25 protein-coding genes are annotated in these 25,794 nt (G+C 37.6%); 11 read left to right on the top strand and 14 right to left on the bottom strand.

All coding sequences use genetic code 11. The features are described from left to right. Nucleotides 1–132 precede the first annotated feature (132 nt). The 3 genes from mfd (at nucleotide 133) to FY049_RS07140 (ending at nucleotide 5,761) form a co-directional block, all read left to right on the top strand. Entirely contained in the window at nucleotides 133–3,594 is a 3,462-nt protein-coding gene (mfd, locus tag FY049_RS07150; protein ID WP_446083498.1) for a transcription-repair coupling factor, read from the top strand. Nucleotides 3,595–3,823: 229 nt separating this feature from the next. After that, nucleotides 3,824–4,258 (top strand): HIT domain-containing protein, encoded by a 435-nt coding sequence (locus FY049_RS07145; RefSeq protein WP_004720642.1) that lies wholly within the window; start codon nucleotides 3,824–3,826, stop codon nucleotides 4,256–4,258. 54 nt (nucleotides 4,259–4,312) lie between these two features. Beyond that, complete coding sequence (locus FY049_RS07140) at nucleotides 4,313–5,761, top strand: adenylate/guanylate cyclase domain-containing protein (protein WP_004720640.1); 1,449 nt, start codon at nucleotides 4,313–4,315, stop codon at nucleotides 5,759–5,761. A gap of 99 nt (nucleotides 5,762–5,860) precedes the next feature. On the opposite strand, the gene fdx is transcribed toward FY049_RS07140, so the two are convergent. From fdx to FY049_RS07100, 8 genes are all read right to left on the bottom strand, one after another. Beyond that, nucleotides 5,861–6,199 (bottom strand): ISC system 2Fe-2S type ferredoxin, encoded by a 339-nt coding sequence (gene fdx / locus FY049_RS07135; RefSeq protein WP_004720638.1) that lies wholly within the window; start codon nucleotides 6,197–6,199, stop codon nucleotides 5,861–5,863. A 15-nt stretch (nucleotides 6,200–6,214) separates the two neighbouring features. Further along, nucleotides 6,215–8,074, bottom strand: a complete 1,860-nt coding sequence (gene hscA / locus FY049_RS07130; RefSeq protein ID WP_224965446.1) for a Fe-S protein assembly chaperone HscA — start codon at nucleotides 8,072–8,074, stop codon at nucleotides 6,215–6,217. Between the two features lie 65 nt (nucleotides 8,075–8,139). Next, nucleotides 8,140–8,655 carry a Fe-S protein assembly co-chaperone HscB gene (hscB, locus tag FY049_RS07125; protein WP_004720634.1) on the bottom strand — a complete coding sequence of 172 codons (516 nt, stop codon included), beginning with the start codon at nucleotides 8,653–8,655 and terminating at the stop codon, nucleotides 8,140–8,142. 100 nt (nucleotides 8,656–8,755) lie between these two features. After that, complete coding sequence (iscA, locus tag FY049_RS07120) at nucleotides 8,756–9,076, bottom strand: iron-sulfur cluster assembly protein IscA (protein WP_034610390.1); 321 nt, start codon at nucleotides 9,074–9,076, stop codon at nucleotides 8,756–8,758. A 45-nt stretch (nucleotides 9,077–9,121) separates the two neighbouring features. Then, nucleotides 9,122–9,508: a Fe-S cluster assembly scaffold IscU gene (iscU, locus tag FY049_RS07115; protein WP_004720629.1), complete on the bottom strand. Its 387-nt coding sequence runs from the start codon at nucleotides 9,506–9,508 to the stop codon at nucleotides 9,122–9,124. 110 nt (nucleotides 9,509–9,618) lie between these two features. Beyond that, a complete protein-coding gene (locus FY049_RS07110) occupies nucleotides 9,619–10,836 on the bottom strand; it encodes an IscS subfamily cysteine desulfurase (RefSeq protein ID WP_004720627.1) in 1,218 nt (405 codons plus the stop codon). A 1-nt stretch (nucleotide 10,837) separates the two neighbouring features. Further along, nucleotides 10,838–11,311: an Rrf2 family transcriptional regulator gene (locus FY049_RS07105; RefSeq protein ID WP_004720625.1), complete on the bottom strand. Its 474-nt coding sequence runs from the start codon at nucleotides 11,309–11,311 to the stop codon at nucleotides 10,838–10,840. A gap of 150 nt (nucleotides 11,312–11,461) precedes the next feature. Continuing rightward, nucleotides 11,462–12,115, bottom strand: a complete 654-nt coding sequence (locus tag FY049_RS07100; RefSeq protein WP_004720623.1) for a hypothetical protein — start codon at nucleotides 12,113–12,115, stop codon at nucleotides 11,462–11,464. A gap of 268 nt (nucleotides 12,116–12,383) precedes the next feature. Here FY049_RS07100 and FY049_RS07095 point away from each other — a divergent pair, with 268 nt between their 5' ends. The 3 genes from FY049_RS07095 (at nucleotide 12,384) to FY049_RS07085 (ending at nucleotide 15,306) form a co-directional block, all read left to right on the top strand. Further along, nucleotides 12,384–12,869 (top strand): phasin family protein, encoded by a 486-nt coding sequence (locus FY049_RS07095; protein WP_004821389.1) that lies wholly within the window; start codon nucleotides 12,384–12,386, stop codon nucleotides 12,867–12,869. 160 nt (nucleotides 12,870–13,029) lie between these two features. Beyond that, nucleotides 13,030–13,302 (top strand): HU family DNA-binding protein, encoded by a 273-nt coding sequence (locus FY049_RS07090; protein ID WP_004720620.1) that lies wholly within the window; start codon nucleotides 13,030–13,032, stop codon nucleotides 13,300–13,302. Nucleotides 13,303–13,431: 129 nt separating this feature from the next. Then, nucleotides 13,432–15,306 (top strand): SurA N-terminal domain-containing protein, encoded by a 1,875-nt coding sequence (locus tag FY049_RS07085; RefSeq protein ID WP_434277329.1) that lies wholly within the window; start codon nucleotides 13,432–13,434, stop codon nucleotides 15,304–15,306. Between the two features lie 116 nt (nucleotides 15,307–15,422). On the opposite strand, the gene FY049_RS07080 is transcribed toward FY049_RS07085, so the two are convergent. Continuing rightward, nucleotides 15,423–16,343, bottom strand: coding sequence for an AraC family transcriptional regulator (locus tag FY049_RS07080; protein WP_004720615.1), 921 nt, complete (start codon nucleotides 16,341–16,343; stop codon nucleotides 15,423–15,425). A gap of 191 nt (nucleotides 16,344–16,534) precedes the next feature. Between FY049_RS07080 and FY049_RS07075 the strand changes: the two genes are divergently transcribed. The 3 genes from FY049_RS07075 (at nucleotide 16,535) to FY049_RS07065 (ending at nucleotide 20,202) form a co-directional block, all read left to right on the top strand. Next, the gene (locus tag FY049_RS07075) at nucleotides 16,535–17,752 is read left to right on the top strand and encodes an alkane 1-monooxygenase (RefSeq protein ID WP_056511027.1); all 1,218 of its coding nucleotides are present in this window, start codon (nucleotides 16,535–16,537) and stop codon (nucleotides 17,750–17,752) included. Between the two features lie 251 nt (nucleotides 17,753–18,003). Continuing rightward, a complete protein-coding gene (locus tag FY049_RS07070; protein ID WP_446083429.1) occupies nucleotides 18,004–18,483 on the top strand; it encodes a winged helix-turn-helix transcriptional regulator in 480 nt (159 codons plus the stop codon). 420 nt (nucleotides 18,484–18,903) lie between these two features. Beyond that, nucleotides 18,904–20,202, top strand: coding sequence for a reprolysin-like metallopeptidase (locus FY049_RS07065; RefSeq protein WP_446083428.1), 1,299 nt, complete (start codon nucleotides 18,904–18,906; stop codon nucleotides 20,200–20,202). Nucleotides 20,203–20,291: 89 nt separating this feature from the next. Here the strand turns inward: FY049_RS07065 and FY049_RS07060 are convergent, their stop codons facing one another. The 4 genes from FY049_RS07060 to tusD all read right to left on the bottom strand — a co-directional run bounded on the left by FY049_RS07060 (nucleotide 20,292) and on the right by tusD (nucleotide 21,772). Next, on the bottom strand, nucleotides 20,292–20,603 hold the full coding sequence (locus FY049_RS07060) for a TusE/DsrC/DsvC family sulfur relay protein (RefSeq protein WP_004821403.1): 312 nt from the start codon (nucleotides 20,601–20,603) through the stop codon (nucleotides 20,292–20,294). Nucleotides 20,604–20,704: 101 nt separating this feature from the next. Continuing rightward, nucleotides 20,705–20,989, bottom strand: coding sequence for a DsrH/TusB family sulfur metabolism protein (locus tag FY049_RS07055; RefSeq protein WP_446083427.1), 285 nt, complete (start codon nucleotides 20,987–20,989; stop codon nucleotides 20,705–20,707). Nucleotides 20,990–21,009: 20 nt separating this feature from the next. Next, nucleotides 21,010–21,360: a hypothetical protein gene (locus FY049_RS07050; RefSeq protein ID WP_262780112.1), complete on the bottom strand. Its 351-nt coding sequence runs from the start codon at nucleotides 21,358–21,360 to the stop codon at nucleotides 21,010–21,012. Between the two features lie 43 nt (nucleotides 21,361–21,403). Further along, nucleotides 21,404–21,772, bottom strand: a complete 369-nt coding sequence (gene tusD, locus FY049_RS07045) for a sulfurtransferase complex subunit TusD (RefSeq protein ID WP_446083426.1) — start codon at nucleotides 21,770–21,772, stop codon at nucleotides 21,404–21,406. Nucleotides 21,773–21,841: 69 nt separating this feature from the next. On the opposite strand from tusD, the gene FY049_RS07040 reads away from it, so the two are divergent. Together FY049_RS07040 and fumC are read left to right on the top strand one after the other, a co-directional pair. After that, on the top strand, nucleotides 21,842–22,846 hold the full coding sequence (locus FY049_RS07040; protein WP_056511042.1) for an SDR family NAD(P)-dependent oxidoreductase: 1,005 nt from the start codon (nucleotides 21,842–21,844) through the stop codon (nucleotides 22,844–22,846). Between the two features lie 156 nt (nucleotides 22,847–23,002). Next, nucleotides 23,003–24,397, top strand: a complete 1,395-nt coding sequence (gene fumC, locus FY049_RS07035) for a class II fumarate hydratase (RefSeq protein ID WP_224965452.1) — start codon at nucleotides 23,003–23,005, stop codon at nucleotides 24,395–24,397. A gap of 164 nt (nucleotides 24,398–24,561) precedes the next feature. Here the strand turns inward: fumC and FY049_RS07030 are convergent, their stop codons facing one another. Further along, on the bottom strand, nucleotides 24,562–25,485 hold the full coding sequence (locus FY049_RS07030) for a metal-dependent hydrolase (protein WP_446083425.1): 924 nt from the start codon (nucleotides 25,483–25,485) through the stop codon (nucleotides 24,562–24,564). Nucleotides 25,486–25,794: the final 309 nt, after the last annotated feature.

Below are 25,794 nucleotides of genomic sequence, written 5' to 3'. Positions count from 1 at the left end.
TGTGAATTCTATCCTGATGAAGAAATGCTGTTGTTGAGTCACTGCGCAGATAAATAGAATAAACAAAATCACTCAACTGAATAAAGTCATCATGTTAAACTATTGCTCATGTCTTTTAGACCCTATGCGATTATGTTTAAACAAGAAATCTCTGACCTCAATTTAAAACAACTGAAAGCAGGCGAAAAACGCTGGATTGGCACAATGCTCGGTTCATCTGCAGCCTTATTGTTTAAGGAGATCGCAGAGAAATCGGATCAGCTCTTTGTATTGGTTGCAAAAAATAATCAGCACTTGGGACAGTTGGAAAGTGAATTAGAATTTTATGGGGTAAAACCAACAATATTTCCAGACTGGGAGATATTGCCATATGATCGTTTATCTCCGCACCAAGATATTGTCTCTGAAAGACTGTCGATACTTTCCAATATGCCACAAAAAGGTATTTTATTAATCTCTGCAACCACCTTGGCACAACGTGTTGCCCCTACATCATGGGTATTGGGTGAGCATTTTGATATCCGCGTTGGTCAGAAATTCGCATTAGAACAACAAAAATTAAAACTGGTTCAGGCAGGTTATCATCTGGTTGATACAGTTTATGATCATGGGGAGTTTGCGGTACGTGGTAGCATCATGGACATTTATGCCTCTGGGCAAAATGCGCCTATTCGTATTGATTTATTTGATGATGAAATAGACAGTTTAAAATTCTTTGACCCAGAAACCCAAAGAACAACAACAAAGTTAGAGCGTTTTACCGTACTTCCTGCAAAAGAATTTCCGTTAAAAGAAGCGCGTTCAACATTTCGTGATCGTTATGCAGAAAGTTTTCCAACTGCAAATCCCAAGAAAAACCCAATTTATCAAGATGTGTTAGAAGGCATTGCTTCTCCAGGATTAGATTTCTATTTCCCATTATTCTTTTCACAGCAAGCCATGCAAACACAAAGTTGTTTGGTATCGTACTTACCAAGCAATGCGATTGTCATTACAGATAAACACATTGATGAAGGATTGTTGATTTTTTGGACAGATGTGATGCGTCGTTACGAAGACCGACGCCATAATGCTGATCAACCGCTATTACCACCTGAAGAAATTTTTATACAACCGAATCAACTATTCGAATATTTAAATCAGTTTTCAAGAATTATTGCCTCAACAGAAGCAATTGAATTAAAAGCAGGCTGTATCAATTTGTCGGTTGAATTGCCGCCACGATTGCCTGTAGATCCTAAACAAGACCAGCCATTTAAAGCCGTTAAACAATATGTGGATGAGGCCAATCATCCAGTGTTACTGGTGGCTGAAAGTGCTGGACGTCGTGAAACTTTAAAAGATGCTTTACGTGCAAGTTTAGGTGAAATTCCAGTTGTTGAAAGTTTTGCTGTATTTCAACAATCTAATTTCTCTGTCGCGATTACCAATGCGCCTTTGGATCGTGGATTGGTCATCAGCAATGATCTATCGGTTATTTCTGAAAACCAACTGTATGAACACCGTGTAGTACAGCGCCGTAGAAAACGTCAACAAGAGGTTTCAGAAGAGTTTCTGATCCGAAGTCTGACGGAACTCAATATTGGTGCGCCAGTGGTGCATATTGATCATGGTGTCGGGCGTTATGCAGGCTTAGTCACCTTAAATATTGATGAACAAGACTATGAGTTTCTACAATTAAACTATGCAGATGATGCAAAAGTGTATGTTCCTGTCACCAATTTACACCTGATTAGCCGTTTTAGTGGTGGTGATCCTGATTTAGCACCTTTACATAAATTGGGTACAGATGCATGGAATAAAGCAAAACGTAAAGCACTTGAACAGATTCATGATGTGGCAGCTGAATTGTTACATATTCAAGCACGTCGTCAGTCTAAACCGGGGATTAGCTTTGAGTTGGATCAAAGTGCATATATGCAATTTTCCAGTGGCTTTGCTTATGAGGAAACATTGGATCAGGCCAATGCCATCGAAGCGACTCTATATGATATGCAACAAGCCAAACCAATGGATCGACTGGTTTGTGGTGATGTTGGCTTTGGTAAAACGGAAGTGGCGATGCGCGCGGCATTTGTTGCTGTTCAAAATAATAGGCAAGTGGCTGTCTTAGTACCTACCACCTTATTGGCACAACAGCATTTTGAATCATTTAAAGATCGCTTTGCCGATTGGCCAATTCGTATAGAGGTACTTTCGCGTTTTGGAACCAATAAAAGTCATACCAAAATTATTGAAGATTTAATCGATGGTAAAGTCGATATTGTCATCGGCACACATAAAATTCTTCAGGAAAATGTGCAGTTTAAAAACTTAGGTTTAATGATTGTCGATGAAGAACATCGTTTTGGGGTACGTGATAAAGAGCGTATCAAAGCCATGCGTGCAGATGTTGATATGTTAACCTTAACTGCAACACCAATTCCTCGTACATTGAATATGGCTTTTGGTGGGATGCGTGATCTTTCAATTATTGCCACACCACCCGCACGTCGTTTAGCTGTTAAAACTTTTGTCAATGAACAAACTAATGAAACCATGAAAGAGGCAATTCTGCGAGAATTGTTACGTGGTGGTCAGGTTTATATCTTGCACAATGAAGTAGATACCATAGAACGCGCTGCGGAAAATATTCGTCAACTTGTACCAGAGGCACGTGTCGCGGTTGCGCATGGTCAAATGCGTGAACGTGAACTTGAGCAAATCATGCAACAGTTCTATCACAAAGAATTTAACGTGCTGGTCTGTTCAACGATTATTGAAACGGGAATTGATGTTCCCAATGCCAATACGATTATTATTGAACGTGCAGACAAACTTGGCCTAGCCCAATTACATCAATTACGTGGTCGTGTTGGACGTTCACATCATCAAGCCTATGCATATTTGATGGTGCCATCGATTAAAGGCCTTAAAGGTGATGCCGAAAAACGTTTAGATGCCATTCAGAGAGCTTCAAATCTTGGCGCTGGCTTTATGTTGGCTACAGAAGACTTAGAGATCCGTGGTGCAGGTGAATTACTGGGTGAACAACAAAGCGGTTCAATGAATGCAATTGGTTATAGCCTATATATGGAAATGTTGGCCAAAGCGACCAAAGCAATTCAACAGGGCAAGACACCTAATTTTGATACACCACTTTCACTTACCTCTGAAATTACCCTGCATATGCCTGCTTTGATTCCCGATGAATATTTGGGCGATGTACATCATCGCCTTATGTTCTATAAACGTATTAGTAATACCGATACTCAGGATAAACTTGACAATATCCGTATGGAGCTGATTGATCGCTTTGGTGTACCGCCATTGCCGGTAAAACAACTGTTTAGTGTTCATCAAATTCGGGTTAAGGCTGAAGCCTTAGAAATTACCAAAATTGATATTGGGGCCAATGGTGGGGTGATCGAATTTTCACCTGATACACCTGTGCAAGCGATCAGTATTATTCAGCTAATGCAGAAGCATCCAACTTGGTTCCGTATGGAAGGTGGGCAACGTTTAAAAGTGATGGTGATGCTTGAAGAAAATGACAAGCGAATTCAGTTTATTCAGGATTTGTTAAACAATTTACTGACAGAATTAAAGCGTTAATTTATCAGGATTTTGAGCTTAAAAAATGCTCAATTTGAGATTAAAAGTGCTTATGAATTTTTTCTAGTAAATCACTTGAAAAAATTCTGTGATTCTTTAAAGTGTAATTGTGATCAGGTTCAAAACAAACTGTGTTTATTTGTACCAAAACACAAGATAACCAATATTCACACGAAAACCGATGTGTTAGTATTAGCCATCCTTTTAATTTTGCGTCATTTATAAAGATATGTTTAGTTTGCATCCACAACTTGCTCAAGATACTTTTTTTGTAGGCGATTTTCCGCTTTCAACATGTCGTTTAATGAATGATATGCAATTTCCGTGGCTGATTCTTATTCCACGTGTTCCTGGTATCACTGAGTTATATGAACTAAGTCAAGCTGACCAAGAGCAGTTTTTACGTGAATCAAGCTGGTTGTCTAGTCAGCTTTCTCGTGTTTTTCGTGCAGATAAAATGAATGTCGCTGCACTTGGAAATATGGTTCCGCAATTACATTTTCATCATGTAGTTCGTTATCAGAATGATGTAGCTTGGCCTAAACCTGTATTTGGCCTGCAAGCAGTTCCTTATAGCAATGAAGTATTAGCACACATGCGTCAAACACTGATGTTGGCGTTACGTGGTCAAGGTGAGATGCCATTCGATTGGCGTATGGATTAAGTGTAAACAGCACAAGGGAAGTGTTTAATAAAATGACATCCGAGGTAAAATATTTTGCCATTTGAACGTATGTTAGATAAAGAGCCAAAGCAATTTGAAATATTCCAGCGATTTATGGGGTATTTGATTATTGCTTTGGTGGTCATGGTTTATTATTTCACCTCCCCAATTGCAAATTATCAATTTTATGTTCCTTTTTTTATTGGCTTTATTTTTATTGTTAGCCCTAAATTATCGCGTTGGCTAGAATATTCATATGGCTCTAAGATTCGGAAGAATATTTATTTTTTAATTGATGTCATCGTTGTTTCTACCGCATTGGCTGCTGTACATTTAAGCCTCGTGGTAACTTTTGTATTGTTATTTGCACTGATCTATACAGCGATTAACAACAAAATTTCTTTTATGATGGGCTCTTTGGCAATTTTAGTTGCCTTTGTTGTGTTTTATACCAATATTATTTTTATCTTTGGTTTTTATGATTATTTTCAGCAAACCAGCCCTGAGCTATCAGTCCTGTCTTTTATTAGTATTATCTTGTTTGTAAACATCGGAAATTATTATCAAAATCGCCGTATCAAAAGTGTAGAAACCAAGAAAAACACCTATTTCAATGAAATGAATCGTTATATTGAGTTGTCAAATCAACTCAGTCGTTATGCGCCATTACAGCTTTGGCAGGCGATTATGCGTGGCGATACAGAAGCCAAGATTGAATATAAACGTAAAAAAATGACGGTTTTCTTTTCTGATATTCAAGGATTTACAGAATTATCAGAAACTTTGATTCCAGATGATTTGGCCTTTGTATTAAATGACTATTTAAGTCATATGACTGAAATTGCCAAACAATATGGTGCAACCATTGATAAATTTATGGGTGATGCAATCCTGATTTTCTTTGGTGATCCAGACTCACAAGGTGTGGAGCAGGATGCGAAAAACTGTATTGATATGTCGATTGCAATGCGCCAGCAGATGAAATTTCTCCGTGAACGTTGGGTGAAAATGGGCTATGCACCTTTACATATTCGTATGGGGGTAAGTACCGGTTATTGCCACGTTGGAAACTATGGTGCTGTACATCGTATGGCGTATACCATTGTGGGTCGTGATGCCAATTTAGCAGCGCGTTTGCAATATGCTGCAGATATCGATGAAATTTTGGTTTCAGATGAAACCTATAAGCTGATTAAAAACGATTATCTTTGTGCACCAAAAACCCCGATTGAACTGAAAGGGATTCAAGGTAAGGTACGCACTTGGCAAGTGATGGAAAAATACTCTGCAACCAAGAATGAAAATCAGCAATGGTTTGATTATGAGTATAAAGGCTTCCACTTGGTGCTGAATTTAGAAGAAGTGCAAAACTTTGAATATCCAGAGTTGGTGGAAGTATTAGAAAAAATGGTAGAACGGATTAAGGTTCAGCAAAAACTTACCAACTCTCAAGGCGTTGCAAAGCTTAATATTGAAGATGAAGTCAACTCAAATTATTTGTAAAATCATTAAATATTAAATTAAATACCTAAGCCATTAAAAATTGCCAAGACATTAAAAAACCACTCATAAAGAGTGGTTTTTGCCTATATGAAAAGCAACTTAGTGGTTTTCAGAAGCATGGTTAATTGTATACTTTGGAATTTCAACTTCCATATCTTCGTCTGTGATTTTGACTTGGCAAGACAGACGTGAATCGGGTTCTAAGCCCCAAGCGCGATCGAGTAAATCGGCTTCAATATCATCCATCTCTTCAAGCTCATCAAAGCCTTTACGTACAATCACATGGCATGTAGTACATGCTTTAGACATGTCACAGGCATGTTCGATTTTAATACCATTATCGAGTAAGCTTTGACACAGGTTCGCGTTTGGTTCAACTTCAAACTCAGCACCATTTGGACAAATTGTTGCATGAGGTAGTACTTTAATACGTGGCATAGTCGTTACCTTAAATTAGTTTGAGTTAGACCAATCATCAAGTTTGGTGCCTTTGAGTGCATGATCAATGTGTTGATTCATGCGTTCTGCTGCAAAGGCATCGCTATAAGTTTTTAACTGTTCAACAGCATGCTCAATCGATTTGATATCGTTTGTTTCAAGCTGGGCTTTTAAAGCTTCAGCGGCTTGGTTGAGCGCAGTCAGTTGTTCAGTACTGAGCAGGTTGGAGTCGACCTTTAACGCCTGTGTTAAGGCTTCAAGTTCACGCTGTGCTTCAACTTTAGTTTCATTGAGATGGCGAAGATTTTTATCTTCTTCAGCGAATTTATAACCTTCTAAAAGCAAGCGTTCAGTATCGGTCTCAGACAATCCATAAGAAGGTTTAATGTCGATTTGCGCATTGACCCCTGATGTGGTTTCTTTGGCTGAAACAGTAAGCAGGCCATCTGCATCGACCTGAAAAGTGACTTCAATACGTGCCTGACCCGCGGTCATTGGTGGGATACCATGTAATACAAAACGACCTAAGCTGCGGCAATGCTCAACTAAGTCGCGTTCGCCTTGCAAGACATGGATCAACATGGCCGTTTGACCATCTTGATAGGTGGTGAACTCTTGACGGCGTGCAACAGGAATGGCTGTATTACGTGAAATTAAACGTTCAACCAAACCGCCCATGGTTTCTAGACCAAGTGATAGCGGGGTAACATCTAACAGTAATGAACCATCTTTAGAATTTCCAATGAGTTGATTCGCAGTGATCGCAGCGCCAATCGCCACAACTTCATCAGGATTGATGGTACAAAGCGGCTCTTGCTTAAATACTTCACGAACCACTTTCTGTACAGCATAAGAGCGGGTTGAGCCACCAACAAGAACTACATTTTGAATATCATCGAGTTCAAGTTTTGCATCACGCATGACACGTTTACACACATTGATCGTCTTATCTAATGCCACTTGAATAATTTCTTCAAATGTCGTGCGATCTAGCGTGAGGTGATGTGTCAGAACTTTAATATCAACAGAGGTAGCATCACTGAGTGCTTCTTTGGCTTTACGCGCAGAAACGATAAAGTGCGCATATTCTGCATCATCTAAAGTTTCAATATTCAGTTGTTTTTTTGCCCATTTAACAATAAGGCGATCTAAGTCATCGCCACCCAGTGCGGTATGACCACCTGTAGCTAAAACTTCAAACACACCTTGAGAAAAGCGTAAAATAGACACATCAAATGTACCGCCACCTAAATCATAAATGACATAGTTGCGATCTGTTGTTAGATTGCTCTCTTGATCTAAGCCATATGCAACAGCTGCAGCGGTAGGTTCATTGAGTAAGCGTAATATATTTAAACCTGCGAGTTCAGCTGCATCACGTGTAGCTTGGCGTTGCGCTTCATCAAAGTAGGCTGGAACCGTAATAACAGCGCCATTCACCGGATTGCTTAAACTTTGTTCAGCGCGATCTTTCAGTTGTTTTAAAATTTCTGCAGAGATTTCTACAGGTGTTTTACGACCTTGAGCTGTTTCAAATGCTGGCATTTCATTATCAGCACCTGCAAGCTTGTAAGGGTGTTGAAATTTAACATCTGCTTTAGAACGGCCCATAAAGCGCTTAACAGAAACAATGGTATTTTTAGGGTCAGCAGTAATAAACGGTTTTGCTGCGTCGCCATATTCGGTCGAATTTTTAGAATAATGTACAATAGAAGGAAGTAACACGCGACCTTGCTCATCGTTCAGTACTTTGGCTTTGCCTGATAATACCGTAGCAACAAGAGAATGGGTTGTCCCTAAGTCGATACCAATCGCAATACGGTGTTCATGTGGCGCACTTGATTGTCCTGGTTCAGCAATTTGCAAGAGTGCCATTTGTCACATCCTTAAAATAAAAACTAAAAACAAATTCGGGTAAAACATATAATGAAAGTTAAAATTTAGAAATCATCATCTAAACTAAAATCTTCATCATCTAAAAGCTGATCTTCGGCTTTATCAATATCATTCATGACTTTTTGAAAGAATCGTAACTTGCGCACAGTGTCGCGTGCTTCAGCCCAATCTTCATCCTCAAAATCAATTTTGAATTCACGAACTAAGCCATCAATCCATTGTTGGACTTCTTTTTTTAAAGAATGCAATTGTTCAGTATTGGTTGCTTCATCAAGCTGCTCACGAATTTCTAAAGCAGATTGTAAGAACTCAAAATCACTAATTGATTGATCTAAGTGATGATCTTGCTTTTTGAGTGACAGTAGATAAGCAGCACGACTGTCTACATTGGATAAAGCTTTATATGCCTGATTAATTTCACTTGATTTAATCAAAGCTTTGTCTTTATCTTCAGCTTTATCAGGATGATATTGCTGTTGTAGTTTTAGGAAATTAGCTTTTAATGTCGCTAAATCAATATCGAGTGCTTCCGGGAGATCGAACAACTCAAAATGACTCATGGGAGATACTCATCCACGATGTTTTACAGGAAAACGGTGTAATTAAATGTGATTAAAACAGTGCAAGACACTGTTTTAACATGAGAAAAAGCAGGGCAGATTATACAGTGAAAGATTCACCACAGCCACATTCACCTTTTTTATTTGGGTTATTAAACTCGAAGCCTTCATTTAGACCATTTTTAACATAGTCCATTTCCATACCATCGAGATAAACCAAACTTTTTGGATCTACAAAAACTTTTACACCAAACTGCTCGAACATTTGATCATGAGTGTCGATATCATCAACAAACTCAAGTACATAAGCTAAGCCAGAACAGCCTGAAGTTTTCACACCAAGACGAATACCTTCACCCTTACCGCGATTCTTTAAGTAATTGCTGATATGAGTTGCAGCATTTTCAGTTAGATTGATCATGAAAACTCCGTTAAAAAATCATCTGCTAAATTTGACGAACAGATATTAGGCTTTAGTTTTCTTGCTACGGTAATCTTCAACAGCAGCTTTAATTGCATCTTCTGCAAGTACAGAACAGTGTACTTTTACAGGAGGAAGTGCAAGTTCAGTTGCGATGTCGATATTCTTAATCGCCTGTGCTTCGTCAAGCGTTTTACCTTTTAACCATTCGGTTACGAGTGAACTAGACGCAATTGCAGAGCCACAGCCATAAGTCTTAAAGCGAGCTTCTTCAATTACACCACTGTCATTCACTTGGATTTGTAAACGCATTACATCGCCACATGCAGGTGCACCCACCATACCTGTACCAACATTTTCTGCATTTTTATCCAACACACCAACATTACGAGGGTTTTCGTAATGATCTATTACTTTTTCGCTATAAGCCATGTTGCTTCTCCAAACCTCGGGGTCAGCGTTGATAATATGTATTTCTACAATCTAATTTGGTGGCATTTTACTGATTTTCAATAAAATGCCGCGTTTTGATTTCAAGGAACTTAGTGTTCAGCCCATTCAACTGAATTTAAGTCGATCCCTTCTTTGTACATATCCCAAAGCGGAGAAAGCTCACGCAATTTCTCAACAGCAGCTTTAGTAATCTTAATTACATGATCAATGTCTTCTTCAGTCGTATAGTGACCAAAGCTAAAACGAATTGAACTATGTGCTAACTCGTCAGAAAGACCGAGGGCACGAAGTACGTAAGAAGGTTCAAGTGTTGCAGATGTACATGCTGAACCAGAAGATACAGCAGCATCTTTTAACGCCATCATCAATGATTCACCTTCAACAAAGTTGAAGCTAACATTTAAGTAGTTTGCAACATTGTATACAGGGTGGCCATTTAAGAAGACTTGTTCTAAATCTTGTAAACCGTTCCAGAGTTTGTCACGGAGTACACGTAAACGTGTTTGTTCAGCTTGTAAAGATTTGCCAGCAAGCTCAAATGCTTCACCCATACCGACAATTTGATGGGTTGCAAGTGTACCTGAGCGCATACCACGTTCATGACCACCGCCATGAATTTGTGCTTTGATACGAACACGTGGGCTACGGCGTACAAATAAAGCACCAATGCCTTTAGGTCCATAAACTTTATGACCTGAGAAGCTCATCAAATCAACTTTCATGGTAGAAAGATCGATTTCAACTTTACCCGCAGCTTGTGCAGCATCTACATGGAAATAGGTTTTATTGGCACGTGTTAACTCACCAATTGCAGCAACATCTGTCACAGTACCAATTTCATTGTTAACCATCATCAATGAAACAAGTAGCGTATCTGGACGAAGTTCAGCTTGAACCATTTCTGGGGTAATTAAACCAGTTTTAGGTTCAGGTTCAAGATAGGTAATCTCAAAACCTTCTTCTTCTAATTCACGACAAGTATCTAAAATTGCTTTATGTTCAATTTTACTTGTGATGATGTGTTTGCGTTTAGAACCGTAAAACTGAGCAACACCTTTAAGGGCAAGGTTATCAGATTCAGTAGCACCAGAAGTCCAGACAATTTCGCGTGGATCAGCTTTTACTAAATTTGCGACTTGTTCACGTGCATATTCAACTTTTTCTTCAGCTTGCCATCCATAAGCATGTGAGCGAGAAGCAGCATTACCGAATGTACCATCAAAGGTTAAACACTCCATCATGCGTTCTGCTACTTGAGGATCAACAGGCGTAGTTGCTGCATAGTCAAGATAAATCGGACGTTTCATGTCAAATACCTGTAACCGATAAAAGGGCTGAATCAAGAGGTGCTGAATTTTGGCGAACCGCAACGGTTTGTACGTTGTCACGAGCTACTAAATCCGCAAGGGTGATTTTAGCTAAATAATCGGCAATATGGAGAGAGAGTTCTTGCCATAAATCGTGAGTTAAACACATTGCACCATTTTGGCAGTTGCCTTTGTGGTCACAACGAGTCGCATCAACAGTTTCATTTACAGCTTCAATAATTTCTAAGACAGTAATTTCTTCAGCATGGCGCGCTAAGTGATAACCGCCATTTGCTCCACGAACACTTGAAACTAAGCCATGACGTTTAAGTTTAGCGAACAATTGTTCAAGATAAGCGACAGATATCGTTTGGCGGGTTGCAATTTCTGCAAGCGTAATCGTTTGTTCAGGTGGCTGCAATGCTAAGTCAAGTAGTGCAGTCACTGCATAGCGACCGCGAGTAGTTAGGCGCATGATTCGATACACATGTTTTAGACTAGATGTATGAATTTTATGAATCCTGACTAAAATAGTCAAGTATTTTTAAGTTTAATTCTGACTAATTTAGTCAGAATTTATTACTTGAACAAAAATTACAGGAAAAATTCAATTTTTGTTCAAGTTTTATGAAAATATTTGCCAAAGATTATACACGACTAATGCCATAAATAGAAAGCCCAATACGCCTAAAGCCGTATATAAACGTTGTTGATTGAGCTGCAAGCGTTTAACACGATTTTGATATTGTTTCACTTCAACTTGGAGTGTGTTGATCTTAGAGCGTTGCTGATCAATCTTTTCAAGCAAAGGGGCAATGCGTTTTTTTGATGCTTTAGTCTGGCTGTCATCATCTGGATTGGTTAACCATTGCTTCCAGTCTGAAAGCAATTTAGGTGCAGTTAAGTGTACAACCAGATCACGAAACTGTTCCTTGAGCAGGTTATCGCCCTCCAGACGCATTTTTTTCATGCTACGACGATTAGCAAAGACAAAAATTTGGATGAAATCGATGAGTGTGCTACTCACAGAAAGGTCAATAGCTTTTTCTGGAGGCTGTAAATCAAAAAGAATACCACGATCTGTAAATTGAACATAAAAGTCAAAATAAGGAATATAACTATTCATTTTAATTGTAATCTGCTGTCCGACGAATTTTTTTGCCTGTAAGCGAACAACACGATCATGTTTTAATACGAAAGAATAAATGGTTTCCAATATAATCATGACAATGTTTAGCAACAAACGAGAATGACCTTGCTTTTGTTGCGATTCATTCATAAAAAATTCCTATAGCAAAACAGAGAGTCCGATCTCTAAATAAATTTGAAACAATCTCATCCATGACTTGAAACACAATATTTCCACAATGATATAAAAATTATCTTAATAACCATTGTCGAATTGCCAAGTGTTCCTTAACATTAAAACAATTACTTTGCTTTGTAGAACAGTTTAGCAAAAGGTTCAATAGTTTTATTTGATAATATAGCAATATTTTCTACATAATTTGGTCATATAGGTCATTACACGCTGGAGTTTGGGGTAAATGGAGCAAGATATGAAAAAGAGCAACAAAGAACAAACGGATCTTTATGAAGATCAAAATGAATTTGATGAATCTCAAATAAAGCCTAGAAATCATAAAAAGTCAGCATTAGATTTCAGAAAATATACAAAACAAATCTGGTTGGCAGGGTTGGGAGCGTTCTCCAGAGCCGAAGAAGAAGGCAATAAACTCTTTGATTCTCTAGTCAAGGTGGGTGAGGAGCTTGAATCCAAGACAGTTGAAGTCACAGATCAGACAGTCAATAAAGTCACTGAAAAAACCAAAGAGTCAGTTGCAGAAACCAAAGACAAGGTTGAAAAGCTTTTAGATCAGCGTGTAAATCATTCATTAAACAGAATTGGTTTAGTGACTGCTAAAGATCTTCAGCATTTGGAAAACTTGATCCTGCAACTCCACAATAAGGTCGATGCATTGGCTGAAGAGAACCAAAACTTACGCGACCAATTGCTAAAAAAAATGAAATAATTACCATTAATCCAAAAAAATCGTAAATTTTAGTCGTAATTTTTGTGAAAAGCGTGTTTGGAGTCTTGCGTTTCCCCCCAAAGCATTGCTATAAAGTCGTCATGGCCTTTGATCTACAGCCTTGGAACTTAAACAAACGATATAAGAGGACGTAATCTTCATGAATAAATCAGAATTAATCGATGCGATTGCAGAAAAAGGGGGATTGTCAAAGTCCGATGCTGGTAAAGCATTAGATGCGACTATTGCTTCAATTGGTGAAGCGCTTAAAAAAGGCGACACAGTGACTTTAGTCGGCTTTGGCACATTCAGTGTTAAAGACCGTGCTGCTCGTACTGGTCGTAACCCTAAAACTGGTGAAGAGCTTCAGATTAAAGCAAGCAAAGTACCTAGCTTTAAAGCTGGTAAAGGCTTAAAAGACTCAGTAGCTTAATCTGAGCTTGTTAAAAGCGCGCCTTTGTGGCGCGTTTTTTATGAAATATATTAAATTATCAGTGATTGCTCGTTCATTCATTTCACAATTTCAGTTAGAATCCTTACGAAATATAATATTGGAATACTCATGGAATCGTTTCGCACTCTCATAAGGGGCTGGTTTGGTAAAGTTCTCCTTGTGTTATTTTTAGCGCCATTTGCTGTGGTTGGTATTGAAGGCTATTTCAGCGGTGGGCAAAAAGCAGACGTAGCTAAAACTGTTAATGGTCAAGATATTTCTAAAAAAGAGTTAGAAACGGTTACAAAAGGCTATACAGATCAATTATTGGCAAATCCTGCTATACATGGGGATGAGTCTTTATTGAACAAAGAATTTATTGCAAATAAAGCACTTGATTACCTAATTAGCCAAAGTCTTTTAAGACAACAAGCTGATAAGTTAGGTGTGACTTTGAGCGATGCTCAAATTGAACAGAAAATTGCACAAATTCCTGCTTTTCAGGAAAATGGTAAATTTTCAAATACACTATATGCAAATTATTTACGTTCACAGGGTTTAACTAGCCAAGCATTTATCCAAAATATTCGCCAAGATTTTGCCTTAAGCATTTTGAGCTCTACAATTTCGGATAATGCACTGATCAGTAAATTGGATATCCAGCAAATTGCCAACCTGCAATCTGAACAACGTGAATTATTCTTATCAAGCGTTAAACTTGATGACTATAAAGCCAATGTTAAAGTGACCAATCAGGAAATTACGGATTATTACAACAAGCATCAAAATAAGTTTAAACAAGTTGCTTCAGTAGATGTGGACTATGTCGTGCTCAGCCCAGCGACATTGACACAGCCAAATGCGGCAGTGACTGATGCTGAATTACAACAAGCTTATACTCAGTTTGTAGAAAAATATAAGCAAAGTTTGAAGCGTGATGTTAAACATATTCTGATCACGACTGATTCTCGTACGCCTGAGCAAGCTGCTACACTTGCAAATGAAGTGTATGCAAAAATTCAGGCAGGTACGTCATTTGCTCAAGCTGCTGCGCAATATTCAGAAGACCCTGATTCTAAAGCGAAAGGTGGTGCACTTGCTGCCTATGCGCCAGGTGCCTTTGGTGATGATTTTGATAAAGCTGTGAACTCAACAAGTAATGGTCAAGTGTCTAAGCCTGTTAAAACTCAATTCGGTTATCATTTGATTGAAGTGAATACACCAGTAGATTCAGTACCATCGTTTGAGTCGAAAAAAGCTGAATTGACTGCTGAAGTTTTAAAGAATAAATCAGCCAACTATTTCTCAGACACTGTAAATAGTTTAAATGAGCAAGTGGTCAACAGTGATGCATTGGATGTGGTTTCACAAGCAGTGAAGACTGTTCAAGTCCAATCTGCAAATAATGTGAATTTAACGACAACCAATCCAGTTCTTGCTGATCCTGCTGTTAAATCTAAACTGTTTAATGATGATGTGAAAAGTGGAAATACGACGGCATCAAGTAATATCCAAACTGCCAATGGTGATGTTGTCTGGGTTAAAGTTCGTAAGTATCATCCAGCCGGCGTACAGCCTTTAGCGCAAGCAACTGCACGTGTAAAAGCACAATTGATTGAACAAAAAGCGTTTGATGCTGCGCATGCAAAATTAAATGCCATGATTGCGGATTTCAAAAAATTGCCGGCTCAAGAGGTTACTGCGAAATATCAGTCTAATTTTGTCCATGCTGGAACATTCACACGTTCAAAAGGCCTTAAGCGTGAGATTGAGCGCGTTGCCTTTAGCCAGCCAGTACCTAAAGCAGGCATGTGGTCTGTCAGCACTGCCAAGCTGCCAAATGAGTTAGTTGTTGTGGCTGTAGCGAATGTGAAAAAAGTAGATACTGCTCAGATGGATCCTGCTGAAGTTCAGCAACTTACGCAAATGTATCAGAAGTTCCGTGGTGAACAATTATTAGATGATTATTCGCGTTATTTAAAAGCACAAGCAAAAATTAAATAATTGATCTTCTCGGATTAAAAAAAGCGCCTCGGCGCTTTTTTTATGTGAAATGGAATATAGCGTGAGTACAGGAACTATATAACTAAGATGTGATTAGCGGCTGTCTCTAATCTTTTTTAGATCTGATTGCGATATTGGCTTGGGCTAAGTTCAAATTGTTTCTTAAATGCCTGGCTAAATGCAGTTTCAGATGAATATCCCACTTGGTGTGCAATCTGCTGAATAGGCAGTTGTCCCTGTTTGATTAGCTGGCTGGCAAGACGTAAGCGATGTTGTTGCAAGTAGGCTAAAGGTGTTTCCCCAATAATTTGATTAAATAAACTGGCAAATTTAGAACGCGACATACAACAGGTTTCAGCTAAGCTTTCTACGGTCCAGCTTTGTTCTGGACGGCTGTGAATGGCTGCAAGTGCATTTGAAAGTTCAGGATGTACCAGAGCATTTAACCAGTTATTGTGATCTTGCATTTGCTCAATATAGTCACGTACACACTCAATCATCAAAATACTGACGACGTGGTCCATAATTTTATTTTTACCTGCCATGGTTCTACGGGTTTCAGCAGAAACAAAATATAATCCAATTTTAAGCCATTCAGGTGCCTCATCACTCAAGGCATTTTGTATATGCAAATATGGTGGCAGTGCATTGATCAATGGACGAGCCATGATTGCATTCATATGGCATCGTACAGAAAGGATCAGGGTCTTTTCTGAGCTTCCTTGACCAAATTCAATTGCGTCTTGTCTTAATCCATCAAATAGTGATTCTATATTGAGGCTTTCAACTAACTGCGTGTCTAAATGATTTTTTACCGTGTGTGCTAATCCTGCTGGGATTAAAAACATATCGCCGGTTTGTAGTGCAACAGTCATTTTGGGTGAAAATTCTAAATAAGCATTTCCATACAGAACAATATGCGCGATCACGGCATCTTGTTTTGGGCTCTGAAACGACCAATCACCTTGAGCTTGAAGGTAAATATATTCTGAATGGTTGAGATGAATATCATCAAAAATTTTACTTAAAGCATCCATAGATTCAGTTCAAATTTCCTGTTCTCAAATAATAAAAATGTTTCATGCTATTAAAACATGTGCGCAAAGGACAAACTCTATGTTGAAGATGCCAAAGACTTTTTCATAGGTTTTATGGACGCTTACAACTGTCTTTAAGTTGAATTTTACATAAATATATAACTAAGTAGAAAGATAGGGAAGATATAGCCATGAATGCACCAGTTCAACTGACAGAGCAGCAATTGCAAGAATTAAAACCAAAGTCAGGTTTGGCACTTGATAAAAAGCGTTATCTTTGGATGATTAGCCCATCACTTCCAGTGATTGGCTTAGGAATTTTAGCGGGATATCATGTTGCACCTAAGCCACTGAAAAAAGTTTTTGCATTGGGTGGGCCACTGGTACTGCATGTGATTATTCCAGCCATTGATTCATTGATTGGTAAGGATAAAAACAATCCGACCAGTGAAGATGTAAAATTACTTGAGCAAGATCCGTATTATTCACGTTTGGTCAAATCCTTTATTCCGATTCAATATGTCGCCAATGTATATGCTTGTTATTTGGTGGGACGTAAACAAACATCACTTTTAGATAAGATTTTGCTTGGTGTTTCAATGGGTGCAATTAATGGTATTGCCATTAACACAGCACATGAGTTAAGCCATAAGCATGACCGTATGGACCATATTTTATCGCATTTGGCATTGGTTCCATCAGGTTATAACCATTTCCGTATCGAACATCCTTATGGACACCATAAACGCGCTGCGACGCCTGAAGATCCAGCTTCATCGCAAATGGGTGAAACCCTCTATGAGTTTTTACCACGTACCGTCATTGGCTCATTTAAATCAGCGATTGAAATTGAAACCAACCGTCTTAAACGTAAGGGCCTTGGATTCTGGTCTAAAGATAATGAGTTATTGCAAGGCTGGACAATGACCGCAGCATTCCATTCATCTATGGTCGGGTTATTTGGTAAAGGTATTTTGCCTTATTTGGCAACTCAGTCAGCTTATAGTATTACGTTGTTTGAGATCATTAATTATATTGAGCATTATGGTTTGTTGCGCCAAAAAGATGAAAATGGCAAATATGAACGCACAATGCCTGAGCATAGTTGGAACAATAACAACATCGTAACTAATTTATTCTTATATCAGTTACAACGTCATTCAGATCATCATGCCTTTCCGACACGCCCATTCCAAGCGTTACGTCACTTTGATGAAGCACCTGAATTACCAAGCGGTTATGCAAGTATGCTGTTGCCAGCGATGATCCCATCGTGGTGGTTTAAAATTATGGATAAGCGTGTATTTGATCATTACAAGGGTGATTTAAATAAGGCCAGTATTTATCCTAAACGCCGAGCAAGTATTTTCAAAAAATTTGGTGTCGTGGACAAATTGTTGAATAAGTAAAATTTAATTTTAAGATAAAAGCCCAGAATTGGGCTTTTATTGTTTTTGAGCATTAAAAATATCCCAGCATTTTTAAATGTTGACTAACGCTACTTTTAGTTGTGAGTCATCCTTGTTAAAGCATAAGCACTTGTCGCTCAATTTTAATGAATGTAAAAAAAAATCCCTGAAATACTATCTTTCTTTTTCTGTTTATTTCATAGTATTCAGCAATGGTATTTTAAATTTACAAATGTAATTTGGAACTTCGTATGAAATGGGAAGAAATAGGCAATCAACCGTGTTCAATTGCGCGTACATTATCTGTATTGGGTGATCGATGGACCATGCTTATTTTACGTAATGCTTTTATGGGTTTACGTCGTTTTGATGATTTTCAAGAAAATTTAGGTGTGACAAGACATGTATTGTCTGAACGGCTAAAACGTTTGGTTGAGCATGAAATATTGGTTAAAGTGGCTTATGTCGATCGACAAGAGCGTTATGAATATCGCTTAACTGAAAAGGGTTTAGATCTATATCCTATTTTATTAACCATGGTGGTATGGGCGGATAAATGGATGGATGAGGGTCTGGGAGCGCCTATGGTGTATCAACATACCGTCTGTGGTCATGAGTTTACTCCGATATTGGTTTGCTCAGAATGTCAGCAGGCGGTGAATGCGAGACAGGTGAAGCCAATCGTTACCTCTGCGTTTTTCCAATACTTAGCGCAGAAAAAATTAGCTTGATTGCTATTCCCTAGATGATTTTTCAATATTTATCATGAATTAATTTTAGATTAAGTTGTTGGTAAATTTCATAAAAATCTAAAGGCAGGGGCACTCATTATCTTTAGTGTTTGTGAAAATGTTTAGATGAAGCGTTGCAAGTAATTTGAACTTTTAATTACTGATATTGTTTTTGATTTTTGTTAACAAGATATAAAATATGTGATTGTTCAATTTTAAAAAGATATAATTTAAATTAATAAGTAAAAGTATGAAAAACAGTAACTGTAATCTTAGTTTAGAAAATAAGGTTTATTGCTTGATAAAGAATTTAGAGTTTTTTTTAACAGATAACTTTGATCAAGTCATTCACTTTTATATACTTATTTAACTGATGCAAAATTTTAATAATTTATAAAATATTTAATATGGAGTAATCGAATGGGAATTGGTTCAAGCCCAACAGTCGGAAGTACCTGTGATACGTGCCTACAGAAGTTTACGATTTATTTTCGAAGATGTGAAGATAACATATATGATGGAACTTATGGTTTTGATTGGTACAGACCAGAATACTTTAAAAAATTAACCAACTATAGACCGAATGCAACAACAAAATTTGGAAACAAAGTTGCTTTAGTCAGTGGTTCGATACAATCATTAAAAGCGACATATACCCAAGACCAAATTACCAAAATTAGCCCATTTGGCACAGAATATATCCCTGCATGGTTAGCAATGTACCCAAGCTCACAGGAGGATAGCAATAGTTCTAATCCTGTCAATCAAGGGGTTAGGCTTAATTTAGAGTTGAGACTATTAGATTCAGAAAATAATTTTTCATTAAAAAATGATGGAACAAAGATTAAGTTTGAAGTTTCAAATCCGAATATTATTATTGAACCAGCAGAGTTCAGTGTCGAAGATTTTATTTACGCCAAAAAAATGACCCGAGATTTAGGCGAAGATACTAAAAGAGAAGAAGAGATTTATTATCTAGCTTCAGAAATAGTGAATATTAAGTGCACAAGTGCTTTGCAAAAACATGAAGAAATCATTGTAACAGCAATAAAAGGAGAGACCCAAGAGAAAGTTGGGAAGCTAATGCTTTATCATAATGCTGTGATTCCTACTATATCAGTTATCTTTGTAGACGTTATAACTGATGGAAAAAAACCAAGCCGTTCACATGATTATGAAAATTTTTTAAAGCATAACTCATTTAACCAAGCTTTAATTAATGTAGAAATAAAAAATGCCCCAACATTTGATTTAAACAAATATCGTAGCAAAGACGATGATGTTAATATATCTTTGAATAAATTAAATATAAATGACACGGGTTATTTTTTAAGTGACTTAACTAAGTTTTATAAAAAATATCAAGATAAAAACTTAGCGACTAAAAATTATGTTTTCGTCACAACTGTAGAAATAAAGAATGCAGTTGGTGCTGGTGGTGACAGCGTTACTTTATTTAACTGTCCTCAAAATATATTTAATCAAGTCGTGGTACATGAATTAGGGCATCGTTTTGGATTAGATCATTTGTTTGAATCACAGAAAATTACATCCAAAGGATCGAGCTTTCAATTTATACAGGGTACTACAGCTAATTTTTTAGATTATGATCATTCGGATGGCGTAAATTTAAAAAATAAAACTGCAGTCAATCCAAATCAAACACTAAAATATTTTTTCAAATACCAATGGGATTTGCTCAGGAAGAAAGTGAAATAATTTATGCTATCGCCAGTTTAGATATTTACTCGCTATATTGATGGGTTTGATCTCATATTGAATTAAACGAATCAATTTTTATGGAGTGATCACAAACAATTTGCAGGTTTAGGGATACCTGCCAAACGGCTTAAATGGCGGGCAACCAGTCCTGTATTAAACTTGTCTTGTAGAACAGCATTATCAATTGCTGGGTTGATCGTTTTCATTAAAAATTTAATTAGTGGACGAGTTGCAGGTGAGTGGCCAAACTGGGTATAAAATTGACGTACTGCATGCAACACTTCAAAATGCCATGGGGTCAGTTGTAGATCTAAACTTTGTGCTAACTCTTGGGCAACCTGTTCATTCCAAATGGTGTAATCTACTAAATGACCATCTTGGTCTAACTCAAAGCTCATAAAACCACCTAAACAAAACAACTGAAACAATGTAACTTTTGATCAACAAAACATCAAAGATTGATTTTTAAAAAATCGAAGATAATTGACAACCTAGCCCACTATTTTAAACTGATACAGCGGTTAAAGTCTAAAACCAACTGAGCAAATTGTGGGTAAGAAATTGATTTAAAATTTTCAGGAATGGATTCAGATAAAATCTCAGCATCATTTTTAAGAAGATAAAGATTCTGTTTGTTTGTTAAACGCTGATCTGCTGCAAACAGTACCGCATCACCCATTAAAACAATGTGATCATGAGAACCATACAGTTGATCCAACTGATTCAAGATATGGTCTGTATGTATAAAAGAAGATTGAATTAAATAAAGTGTTTTATCTGACATTTGAACTTTCCATCCACAGCTTACCAATACAACACATGATCAAAAGACTGAATAAATTCAGCATTCAATTCTACAAATTCCAACTCTTGTTGTGATTGAGTAACAAAAGGCGAGGATTTATTCATATTTTCTACTAAAACTGGTGTTAAATCATAGAATTCAAAGCTATCGACCAGATTTGAAGCAAGCTTAAATACGTGATTTAATTGGCTAAAAGCCATTTCTGATTTAAGTAGGCTTAATCCAGCGTCTTTAAGTAACACTTTGACTTTACAGCCAAAAGTTGCAAGAACCATGGTTGCTGACAAACTTTCATGTACCTGCAATGTATTTAAATTTGCTTGGGTTATCACAACGAGCACAGTATTCACACAAATTACCTTTTAAATGCAACACGCTAATGGGATGATCAACTTAGAAATGAATGATACGATCTGTAGATTGAACGGCATCTGCAAGTTCGCCTAAACCCACAAGCTCAAAGCCTTTTGCAAGATTATCGGCTGGAATTTGGTGACGTTTGGCATTCTCTTGATCTGTTATCCCCCGCGCTAATGCAGCACTCACACAGACAGGAAGTCGAATTGAGAGTTTTTGCCATTCTACAGATAAATTACGTTGATCGTCAGGAACCCATTGCAAGTTGTTCGCAACTTGTACACCATCTTGATAAAAGAAAACACGAAATTCTTGATCTTCAGCTTGCAGTGCCTGCGCTAAACCCAATGCATGCCATGCATGAATTGAAGTCGGTGCTGCGGTGATTAGTAATAAAGTACTCATTTGATGGCGATTCACTTGGAGAATGGACAGTTTGCAACATTCAAACTTGATAATGATAGGTAGTATACAATGATTTTAGTGACTGGTGGTTTAGGCTTTATAGGCTCGCATGTGGTTTTAAGTTTGCTAGCTCAAGGGCAAGCGGTCGTCATTGTGGATAATCTAGCCAATGCCAATCTGCAATGCTTAGAGCGCTTAGAATTTATTACAGGAATGTATATTCCCTTTGTCAAAATTGATATTCGTAATACTCCCGCTTTAAATAAAGTATTTGAACAATATTCAATAGATACCGTTGTGCATTGTGCGGGATTTAAGTCCATTGAAGAGTCAAATCTAAAACCACTTGAATATTATAATGACAATCTCAGTTGTATTATGAGTTTATTACGCGCGATGCAGCGTACCGGTGTCAGAAATTTGGTACATCTTTCTAGCCTTATGGTTTATGCGCAATCAAGTTTAGAGCTGAATGAACAAACCGCATTTAATTATAGTTACCCTAATCCTTATATAAAATCTCAGCAAATGATTGAAGAAATCATTAAAGACACATTCAAAACTGATGAAGAATGGAAAATTGCCATTTTAAGGGTTTCAAATGTCGTCGGTGCATTTGAGCATGGTGTCTTGGGTGAGTTTGTTGCACCACTACCTAAAAATGTTGTTCCTTTGGCTTTACAAGTTGCGGCTCAACAACGTGATCTAATTGAAGTACAACGTAATTCAGAGACTGAGGATAAAACGACTGAGCGTAGCTTTGTGCATGTTCTTGACGTATGTGAAGCAATTAAATCAACTATTCTTTGGCTACATGAGCAGGGTAATGTTTATCAAAGTTTTGATATTGCAGGTCCTGTCTGTTCGATACAAAACCTGATCCACTTGATCGAAGAGGTTACGGCGAGTCAAATCCATCAAATTGATGCGGTGTATAAATTAGATGAACTGGATCAGGTTGCATCTACCAGCCAAAAAGCATTTGAGCTTTTAAAATGGAAAGCACAGCGCTCGCTTAAACAAATGATTGAAGATGAATGGCGTTTTTATCAAAATACCTTAAACAACCGATAAAAATCCAGAATAGATGATTATTGTAAATAATTATCATTTACATGTTTGGTTGATTTGTTTAGCATAATCGCTTCGCTGAAGCTGGTGTTTTTACGCAGATGTTGTCAAAACAAGCTTTAACTTGAAAATAAGATATGGATAAAGAAGAGGTTGAAAATGCAAACACGTATTGAACATGACACAATGGGCGATGTTGAAGTCCCAAGCGAAGCAATGTGGGGCGCACAAACTCAGCGAAGCGTAGAAAATTTTAAAATTGGTACAGAACATATGCCACGCCCGATGATTCGAGCGATGGGTCTGGTTAAAAAAGCAGCGGTAATAACCAATGCCAGCTTAAACCAAATTCCGCATGATCTGTCACAGTATATTGTCGATGCTGCCGATGAAGTAATTTCAGGCAAATGGGATTCACAATTTCCTTTGGTGGTTTGGCAAACAGGTTCAGGTACGCAAAGTAATATGAACTGTAATGAAGTCATTGCCAATATTGCCAATCAAAAATTAGGTAATCCATTAGGTTCGCAAAAGCCGGTGCATCCGAATGATCATGTCAATCGTGCGCAATCTACCAATGATTCATTTCCAACAGCGATTCATGTGGCTGCTGCGGTACAAATCAATGAGTTGCTTATTCCAGCAGTAAAACGTTTACGAGACACTTTACATCGCAAATCTGAAGCGTTTGACGATATTGTTAAGATTGGTCGGACTCATTTACAGGATGCAACACCGCTTACATTAGGTCAGGAATTCAGTGGCTATGTTTCACAGCTGGATCATGGACTAAAACGTTTACAACAGGCTTTGGTGTGGCTCTATGAGTTACCACTTGGTGGTACAGCTGTTGGTACAGGTTTAAATGCGCATCCTGAATATGCAGACAAAGCAGCGGAAGAATTAGCCAAACTGACGGGGTTACCATTTATAAGTAATCCCAATAAGTTTGAAGCACTTGCTGGTCGTGATGCTGCTGTATTTGCTTCTGGTTCATTGAAAACCTTAGCTGCGAGTTTAAATAAAATTGCCAATGATATACGTTGGTTAGCAAGTGGACCACGTTGTGGCTTGGGCGAGTTGCGTATTCCTGAGAATGAACCTGGTTCAAGCATCATGCCTGGTAAAGTCAACCCAACCCAATGTGAAGCAATGACCATGGTGGTTGCGCAAGTGATGGGGAATGACACCACGATTAACTTTGCAGGTGCAGCGGGGAATTTTGAACTGAATGTTTATATGCCTGTGATTGCATATAATCTTGTTCAGTCGATTCAATTGCTTGGCGATGCATGTAACAGCTTCGATGAACACTGTGCTGTAGGTATTGAACCAAATCGTGAAAAAATTGATTACTTCTTACATAATTCATTGATGTTGGTAACAGCACTGAATCCTGTGATTGGTTATGAAAATGCCGCTAAAGTTGCCAAAACGGCTTATAAAGAAGATAAGACTTTAAAAGAAGTCGCGATAGAACTTGGCTTTGTCACGGCTGAACAGTTTGATGAAGTGGTACAACCTGAAAAAATGGTACGTCCAAACGCGAAATAATGAGTTGTAAGCGACTATACTATTGATGATTTATTGAGAAAGCATCAGTCGTTTAAAAAAGCACCTTAAGGTGCTTTTTTATTTTGAATTTGGAGGAGTTATAGGACTCGCATTAACCATGTTTCTTCCGAGCTTTATGGTCACTTTTATTATGTGATGACCCTCTAATTGAGCGCCGTTTTCTCAAAATACTGAACAGCAGGTGAACGTGACATATAGGCTAAAGCCTGTTCTGTATCACCTTCATGAAGCGGATTAAACTTTGGAGAGGTCCAACGTAGAGTGGCTTTCCATAGGTATTTAATGGTCGGTAGGTGATCTGTTTTGGTTGCAGTTTTTTCAAACTCTCGAATAAAAGCAAAGAATCCACGGCGCATTAATTTTTGGATTTGTTGATGTTCAGTATCTTGTTGGCCCAGACTACGAGCAAAATCAACGAGGAAGTAAATAAAAAGCGGAAAAATTCCCATCATAATGATTTGTCTGGAAACATAAAAACCTAGCTTTTGTTGTAATAAATGCTCAAACAAATCATAAGCGACACAACGATGTTCAACTTCTTCCGCAAGATGCCAGCGGAATAAATCAGCCATAGCTGGATCTGCTTTATTCCAAGATTTGCTATCAAGCGTCCATTGCCCAATTGTACCTGTAAAGTGCTCGATCGCTGCAATAACACCTACACGAAAGATTAACCAATATTCGTCAAATTTTTTCCCTTTTAAAAAAGGAATTCCTAATGGTTTGTCACCTAATAAAATGTTGAAAACAAGATGGGCACGATTTAATGGTTCTTGTATGTCATAGCCATTTTCTCTTAAAAAGTCTTGTACTTTTTCATGTGCGCGTGCATGTGCAGCTTCTTGACGGACAAAGCCAATAACTTCTTGTTTTAATTTTTCATCTGTAATATGTGGGAGGGTTTTATTAAATACCCGACAAAACCAAAACTCACCCGCAGGCAAAAGCATATTGATACCATTGGCAATATGTGAACATAGTGGATCATCTGGCATCCAACATACAGAAGACTCAGAAAAATCGAAATATACTTTTCTTGCTTTAATTTGATGACTTTCCGTGATCATTGTGGTTATCCAACATGAAACTGTTAAGCGATTAAAAGTTTTTACCATTTAGAATAATTAGCGACCATATCCTTTGAGGACACTTTTTTTGTGATTTTTACTCTTTTGAATAGAAAATATTGCTTTATAAATTTGACGTTATTTATTTAAATTATTGATATTTTTATTTTTTATTTTAAAAATTCAGGAAATAAAGTTGTGAAAATCAATGTGGATAAGATGATATAAAAATAATTTTAATGTATTGAATCAGCTATAGAAATATCAAATTTCTATATTGGAATACTGAAATTTAAACTCAGCGATTAT

The sequence above is a fragment of the Acinetobacter sp. 1125_18A genome (assembly GCF_052824985.1).
Note: the sequence above shows the minus strand (reverse complement) of the source record. Positions and strands in the feature narration are given on the sequence as shown.